A 7,615-nucleotide genomic window follows, 5' to 3' on the forward strand; every position below is an offset into this window, starting at 1 on the left:
TTCTTTAAGAAAGTTGTTTTTGTTTATTAATGTGCATAATTCATTGATAACCAGACTACACTAATCTGATTGCTTAATAATTGAATGCATTTAATCAGCTCATTCAGGCCCTACTTAACTAAATTTTACCCTGTATTAACACTTTCTTATCAAAAAGAATATTGTAGTACATAATACTTTATTTTCATCCGGCTCCTTAAAATAAAAAACCATCCTGTTGTGCAAAACAAGATGGCATCACTTTAAGAAGCTTTGAAATTTTCAATCCGGGAAGATTGATTCATTAATAACTTAAAATGTAACCAAAATTATGCAAAACTTTCTTTGCATGACTTCCTGTTTATCAGGAAGAACGCTTCGCCATTCATTGTTCTTTTTAAAACTCCTTACGCTTCTGATTATCACTGTGCCTTTTGCATCAATAGCTGCCCCAACAGGCAGATATATGGATGAAGTGTTGCTTGTAGAAATCAGCGGCAGGGTCACCGATGATGAGGGCAATCCTCTCTCGGGCGTGTCAGTAACCGTGGCCGGTACCAGCAGAGGAACCACTACTGATGCCGATGGACGGTTCACCATCCAGGCGCAGCCGGGAGAGGTGTTGGAATTTTCGACGGTTGGGTTTGCTAAAACCTCCATTAAAGTATCTGCCACAGATAAGCAAATTAGCTTGTCGCTCAATAAGCAAAATACAAATCTGGAAGATGTTGTGGTGGTAGCTTACGGCACACAGAAAAAAGTAAACCTTACTGGTGCTGTTTCTACCATCAATTCAAAGGCCCTTGAAGCCAGGCCCGTACAAAATATGGGTCAGGCGCTGCAGGGCATGATCCCAGGACTTAATCTACAGGTTGGTGGACTTGGCGGCGAACTCAATAATACCATGGCTATAAATATCCGCGGGGGTGGAACAATTGGTAACACCAGTTCTGCACCGTTGATTTTAATTGATGGCATGGAGGGCAACCTCAATGCCATCAATATGCAGGATGTTGAAAGCATTTCAGTATTGAAGGACGCATCTGCATCAGCGGTGTATGGGTCAAGGGCCGCATTCGGTGTAATTCTGATTACAACCAAAAAGGGCAAAGTGGGTAAACCAACGCTCAATTATAACAACAATTTCCGCTGGACAAAGCCCCTTAATCTGCCAGAAATGCTGGATTCACACAAGTTTGCCCTCTATTGGAATGAGGCTGCAGCAAATGATGGTGAAGCTCCTAAGTTCGGTCAGGAAGTGCTGGACAGGATTGTGCAATACCAGAATGGTGAGATCGATTATGCAACTGTTCCAAATGCCAATGGTGATAGATGGCAGATGTATACAGGTTCAAATGCCAATACAGACTGGTTCAAAGAGCAATACAAAGCATCAGCTTTCTCTCAACAGCACGCGGTTAACCTGAATGGTGGAAGTGAAATGATCACTTACCTGTTCAGTGGCAGTTACCTCGACCAGGAAGGCCTGAGTCGCCACGCCAATGATGGTTTCCAGCGATACACTCTTACGGGAAAGCTCAATATGAAGTTGAACGAATACATAAAACTGAATTATACTTCCCGCTATATCCGCGAAGACTATGAGAAAGCAACACATATGTTCGATCTGTTCTATCATAACATTGCACGCAGGTGGCCAACAGTTCCGGCAAAAGATCCAAACGGCAATTGGTCCGATGCAAGTGAGATCGCACAACTCAGGCAGGGAGGCCGAACAAAAGATCAGACCGACTGGCTCTACCAGCAGGCTCAACTGGTCATTACTCCCCTGAAAGGATGGAACATTGTTGCTGACGGAAACTTCCGTATCACCAATAACAACTGGCACCAGGCATACCAGCCCGCTTACAGCTATGATGTGAATGGCAATCCTTTCCCTCTTTCTGTTGGTTGGAATTCTGCCAACTATACTTCGGTTGGTGAATACAACAGTAAAGGCAATTATTTCAATACGAATATCTATTCCGATTATGAATTCAAACTGAAGCAGGATCATGCTTTTAAAGTGATGGCTGGCTTCAATTCGGAGCTAAATAAGCATCAAACAATCAGTGCCAGCAGAAATGGATTGATAAATCCAGACATACCTGTTCTGAACCTTGCTGTTGGTGAGAACCGTGGCATTGGCGGCGAGTACCAGCATTGGGCAACATCGGGTTTCTTTGGAAGAATCAACTATAACTACAAGAGCCGCTATCTTCTGGAGATCAACTCAAGGTATGATGGAACGAGTAGGTATATGCGTGATAAGCGCTGGAACTTTTTTCCATCAGCCTCAATTGGATGGAATGTTGCAGAAGAAAAGTTCTGGTTTGTTGATAAAGTTGATATGTTTAAACTGAGGGCGTCATTTGGTGAACTGGGCAATCAGAATACCAATAGCTGGTATCCTTTTTACCTCACCATGCCGGTTGGAGTTAACAATGGCGGATGGCTGATCAACGGCGAACGACCCAATACTGCCAGCGCACCTGGACTGATCTCAACTTTCCTGACCTGGGAAAGGGTGCAGACCTGGAATTATGGATTTGACCTCGGTATGCTCAATAACAGGTTGCAACTGAATTTCGATTACTTCAAAAGGAAAACATTTGATATGGTTGGGCCCGCACCGGAGTTGCCGGTGACTTTGGGCACTGGAGTGCCACAGATCAATAATACAGATATGGAATCTTATGGCTTTGAATTGGAGGCCAGTTGGAAAGACCATATCGGAAAACTAAATTATTCTGTTCGGGCAGTACTAGCCGATGACCAGCAAAAGATCACCCGTTATCCCAATACTTCCGGATCACTTGCCAATTGGTATGAAGGTAGAATGGTTGGAGAGATCTGGGGATTCACTACTATCGGTATAGCGCAGACGAAGGAGGAGATGGATGCACATCTGGCAAAAACGACCCAGCCGCTTGGTGGTAACTGGGGCGCTGGTGATATCATGTACGCCGACCTGAACGGTGATGGTAAAGTTGATGGTGGTGCAAATACATTAAGTAATCCCGGCGACCGCAAAATTATCGGATCGTCTGCACCCAGGTTCAGGTACAGTTTTGATTTGGGTGCTGATTACAATGGTTTTGATTTGAGAGTTTTCCTCCAGGGAGTTGGTAAGCGCGACTGGATGCCGAATGGTCCCTATTTCTGGGGGGCAAGCGGAGGCATGTGGCAGTCCGCAGGTTTCGAAACCCATATGGATTATTTCAGGGATGAGAACTCCACCATGGTAAAAGCAGGCGTGGCAGGTGTAAATACGAATTCATATTTTCCAAAGCCCTATTTCAATACAGGTAAAAACCAGCAGACCCAAACCCGCTACCTGCAGAATGCAGCCTATATGCGCGTAAAGAATATACAGGTTGGGTATACATTGCCAAGGAATATGTTACGCCGGATTGGTGTAAGCAACCTGAGGATATTCTTATCAGGAGAGAACCTTTTCACCATCACCAAGATGATAGACACGTTTGATCCGGAAACTGTTGCTCTTAGTGGCTGGAACGATGGTAAAACCTACCCCCTGGCCAAGGTATTGTCCTGCGGCCTCAATGTTAACTTTTAATCATGCCAGGAAAAATGAAACAGAAAATGAAAATATCAATGATCAATATCAGGAAGACAGGTATCGTGATGTTGCTGGCCATTTCAGCAGCCGCCTGTAATAAATTCACCGATCGACCACCTTTATCCAGTATCACTCCTGATCAGTTTCTTTTAAGGGAAGCTGACCTTGCGGCCTACACTGTTGCCCGCTATAATTTCCCAACTCATGGAGGCTGGGGGCCGGGTACTTTCAGTATCGACAATCATACAGATAACCAGGCCAGCAGCGGAGCTTCTACCCGTTGGGTTCCCGGCGAATGGCGCGTACCACAAGACGGGGGCAGCTGGAACTTTGGTAATATCAGACATCTGAACTATTACCTGGAAACAGTGGTGCCCCGCTGGAAAGCAGGAACGCTCACAGGTGCTGCATCAGCCATCGACCATTATGTAGGAGAGGGATATTTTCTTCGGGCATATGAATATTTCGACAAAGTTCAAGCCTATGGTGATTACCCGATCATACGCCAAACCTTACCCGATGTTAAGGAATTGCTGGTTGAAGCATCCAAACGAAGGCCACGTAATGAGGTAGCGCGGTTTATACTTAGTGATCTTGATTCTGCCATCTCACTATTAGGTGTAAGCGCACCACAGGGGGCAAAAAACCGTTTGAACAAATATGCCGCTCTGCTCTTTAAATCAAGGGTTGCACTCCATGAAGCCACCTGGCTAAAATACCACAAAGGAACGGCACAAGTTCCGGGAGGTGCCAACTGGCCAGGTAACGGTAAGGTGGAGAATTTCAGCATAAATATAGATGCTGAAATAAGTCACTTCCTCACAGAAGCTATGGAAGCATCTGCTGAAGTGGCTGATGCTATACAACTGGTGAATAATACTAAGGAAGACGGCTACAATTCATCGGCTAATCCCTACTTCACTATGTTCGGCGACATAAATGCAGGCAAGTACTCCGAAGTATTGTTATGGAGGGCTTATGACGCTACAAAAACAATCAACCATAACGTGAATCATTATGTGAATCAGAATGGTGGAAATACCGGATTCACCCGTGGATTAGTGGATAATTTCCTTATGGCCAACGGCCTGCCTATTTATGCAGTGGGATCAGGGTATGAGGGCGACGAATATGTGAACGATGTTAAATCGGGTAGGGATAACCGTTTGCAACTGTTCATGAAGGTGCCGGGCGACCTCCGCTTTACTGATAAAATGGCCGGTGGAAATCCAATTGTGGAAGGAAATCCTGATATCATCGGTCTGGCGGAAACACGTTACGTTACCGGGTACGCGCTGAAAAAAGGAATGTCATACCTATCGGCACAGGCTGAAGGAAATGTGGGTACCACTGGCAGTATTGTATTCCGCGCTGCAGAAGCCTACCTTAACTATATTGAGGCCTCCTACTTAAAAGAGGGTACTATTAACAGCAAGGCCGATCAGTATTGGAAAGCAATACGTAGCCGGGCAGGCATTAACCCTGATTATATGATCACCGTGGCGGCTACCGATATGAATAAAGAGGCACTAAATGATTTCGGGGCATATTCCGCCGCACAAATATTATCTGATCCAATCCTGTACAATATCCGCCGCGAAAGAAGGTCGGAACTTATTGCCGAAGGACTTCGTTACTTCGACCTCAAACGTTGGCGATCAATGGACCAGCTAAAAACCAGTCCATATATCATTGAAGGCTTCCGATTGTGGGGACCGATGCAGGACTGGTATAAAGATGCAACGGGACAATCGAGGCTTATAGAAGCAGGCACTCCCGGTAAAACCGCCAACGTTTCACTGAAAACTGAAAGCAATTACCTAAGGCCTTATCGTGTGAACCTTACATCCAGCAATTTTTGGGTTAATGGTTATAAGTGGGCCTTTGCTCATTACCTGGAGCCAATAGCAATTAACCATTTCCTGCAGGCTTCAACCACAGCGGGTGATATAAATAGTTCAGTAATTTATCAAAACCCTGGTTGGCCTTTGGAGGCTAATATGGGCGCATTAGAATAAATCTTTTCTTTTTTAGTAGCAGTCGTTTGTATTATGCTTGAAGGAGGCCGGTAAGATTACCGGCCTCTATTTTTTTAATTTGCCCAATAATTATTGAGATGAAACAAAATCATTTGGCATTCCTATACTGGCGATTAAGATGTATGTTGACTAGATCAGAAGAGTTTACTATTAAGAATGCTGTATCGTACCTTAGCCACAACCAAATGAACTCATGCTCGATATAGTTATAAAAGCGCGCATTGCAAATATCAGCGAGGCCATGAAAGTAAAGCGGATACTTCCTTTCAGGCTGCGTCGAATGGTTGGACCATTTATTTTCCTTGACCATGCAGGTCCGGTGGCAGAGGTTCCTAAAACATGGTCGTCACTTGATGTAAAACCGCATCCGCATATCGGGTTATCAACGGTGAGCTACCTGTTCAATGGACAGGTAACGCATCGCGATAGCCTTGGAGTGGAGCAGGTGATACGACCCGGGGAAGTGAACTGGATGACTGCCGGCAGTGGCATAGCACATTCGGAACGATTTGAAAATCCGGCTGCTTTGGCGGGTGGGGCATTGGAGATGATCCAGACATGGGTGGCGTTACCGGAGAAAGATGAGGAATCAGCTCCATCGTTTGCAAACTATAAGCCGGAACAACTTCCTGTGTTCACTGATACGGGAGTGTGGATGCGATTAATAGCCGGCAATGCCTATGGACTAGCGGGTAAAGTGACCACCCATTCTCCCCTATTCTATTTACATGTTGAGCTGGAGCAGGGTGCCCGTTTTGGATTACCCCCTGAGCATGAAGAAAGGGGCATTTATATAGCGAAAGGTGTGCTGGAAGTAAATGGTGTCAGCTACCGGGAAGGACAAATGCTGGTATTCACAAAAGGCGCCGATTCCTTGATAAGTGCCATAACCAGCAGCACGCTGATGATGATGGGCGGTGAGCCATTGGGAGAGCGGTTTATCTGGTGGAATTTTGTTTCATCGCGTAAAGAAAGGATAGAGCAGGCAAAGGAGGATTGGAAGCAGGGAAGGATACTCCTGCCCCCTACCGATAATGAGGAGTTCATTCCATTACCAGATGATAATTCACGTCCGGCGGGCAGTGCGCCGAGGCCGGAGCCTTTATCCTGAGAAATTTTAAAAGAAAAACCGCGCGAGCCAATTATTCGGAAATGAGCCGATTGTCACCGGCTGATGAGCCAATTATTTGAATGGATGAGCCAATTAACCGGGTTCTTTTGTAAATGGATTCTTTTCAATTTCAACTTTTGTGATGGAATCTTTGAGCTCGAATTGAGATAGCCAAACCTTATTATATCCGGAAATAGGCGGGGTGCAGCCACATCTCCCCTTTTTATGAAAAATCATCAACCGGGGATCAACCTGGGATCCTCCGGGGATCCTCCGGCATAATTTTAACCGAGGCCCAACCGAGAAGGCACCGGGGCTTCACCAACCACCCCGATTGGCTCATTGGGAGGGATGGGGGGGGGTAAAAATAAAAAATGGGTTACTAAATCGGGGGTTCGTGCATCAAATATGGCGTTTGTGTATATCAATTGTCTGTTTGTCCAGTTTGATTTGGAAACCCCTGCCTCCGTAACGTATAATTGTTCTATCATGGTCAATGGAAACTCAAGTATTATTTGGATTAAAATATCTCGCAAATCCATCCGATTCTAAGGCGTTCCGAACCCCGCTCGAAGGATGCTCGAAGGACCCTCGAAGGATTGTCGAACCAATAAGCACGAACGGGTCATAGCCCTTTCACTCACCATTTCGTAATCTCATTCTTGTTCTGCTGTTTGGAGGGATGCCGAAAAAAAGTCCTTCATTATTCTTAAGTGGAAATTCCACTCTGCATAATCATTATTTTCCGTCAATAATTAATCACAGAAATTAATGGAGACAAAATCGCTGCCATAAGAGAATTGATTCGAAATTTGTACCCGACTAATAGTGGTCATTCAGACCCGGAATAAGGTGGTCAGCTTCAGTGGAATTTCCAGACCCATGACTCGTCCTGAAAAAACC

Annotated in this window: 3 protein-coding genes; all 3 read left to right on the top strand. The window is 45.2% G+C overall.

From position 1 onward, the window contains the following. Nucleotides 1-328 precede the first annotated feature (328 nt). The 3 genes from HY58_RS15065 to HY58_RS15075 all read left to right on the top strand — a co-directional run bounded on the left by HY58_RS15065 (nt 329) and on the right by HY58_RS15075 (nt 6,712). Complete coding sequence (locus HY58_RS15065) at nt 329-3,559, top strand: TonB-dependent receptor (protein ID WP_052324181.1); 3,231 nt, start codon at nt 329-331, stop codon at nt 3,557-3,559. Between the two features lie 2 nt (nt 3,560-3,561). Continuing rightward, nucleotides 3,562-5,580, top strand: coding sequence for a RagB/SusD family nutrient uptake outer membrane protein (locus HY58_RS15070; protein ID WP_216593815.1), 2,019 nt, complete (start codon nt 3,562-3,564; stop codon nt 5,578-5,580). A gap of 214 nt (nt 5,581-5,794) precedes the next feature. Next, entirely contained in the window at nt 5,795-6,712 is a 918-nt protein-coding gene (locus HY58_RS15075; protein WP_039133714.1) for a pirin family protein, read from the top strand. The last annotated feature ends 903 nt before the right edge of the window (nt 6,713-7,615 follow it).

This window comes from Flavihumibacter sp. ZG627, from assembly GCF_000814325.1.
Lineage (GTDB): Bacteria > Bacteroidota > Bacteroidia > Chitinophagales > Chitinophagaceae > Flavihumibacter.

Coding starts and splice junctions, on each gene's coding strand:
- HY58_RS15065 (WP_052324181.1), top strand. CDS start 329: ATGACTTCCTGTTTATCAGGAAGAACGCTTCGCCATTCATTGTTCTTT.
- HY58_RS15070 (WP_216593815.1), top strand. CDS start 3,562: ATGCCAGGAAAAATGAAACAGAAAATGAAAATATCAATGATCAATATC.
- HY58_RS15075 (WP_039133714.1), top strand. CDS start 5,795: ATGCTCGATATAGTTATAAAAGCGCGCATTGCAAATATCAGCGAGGCC.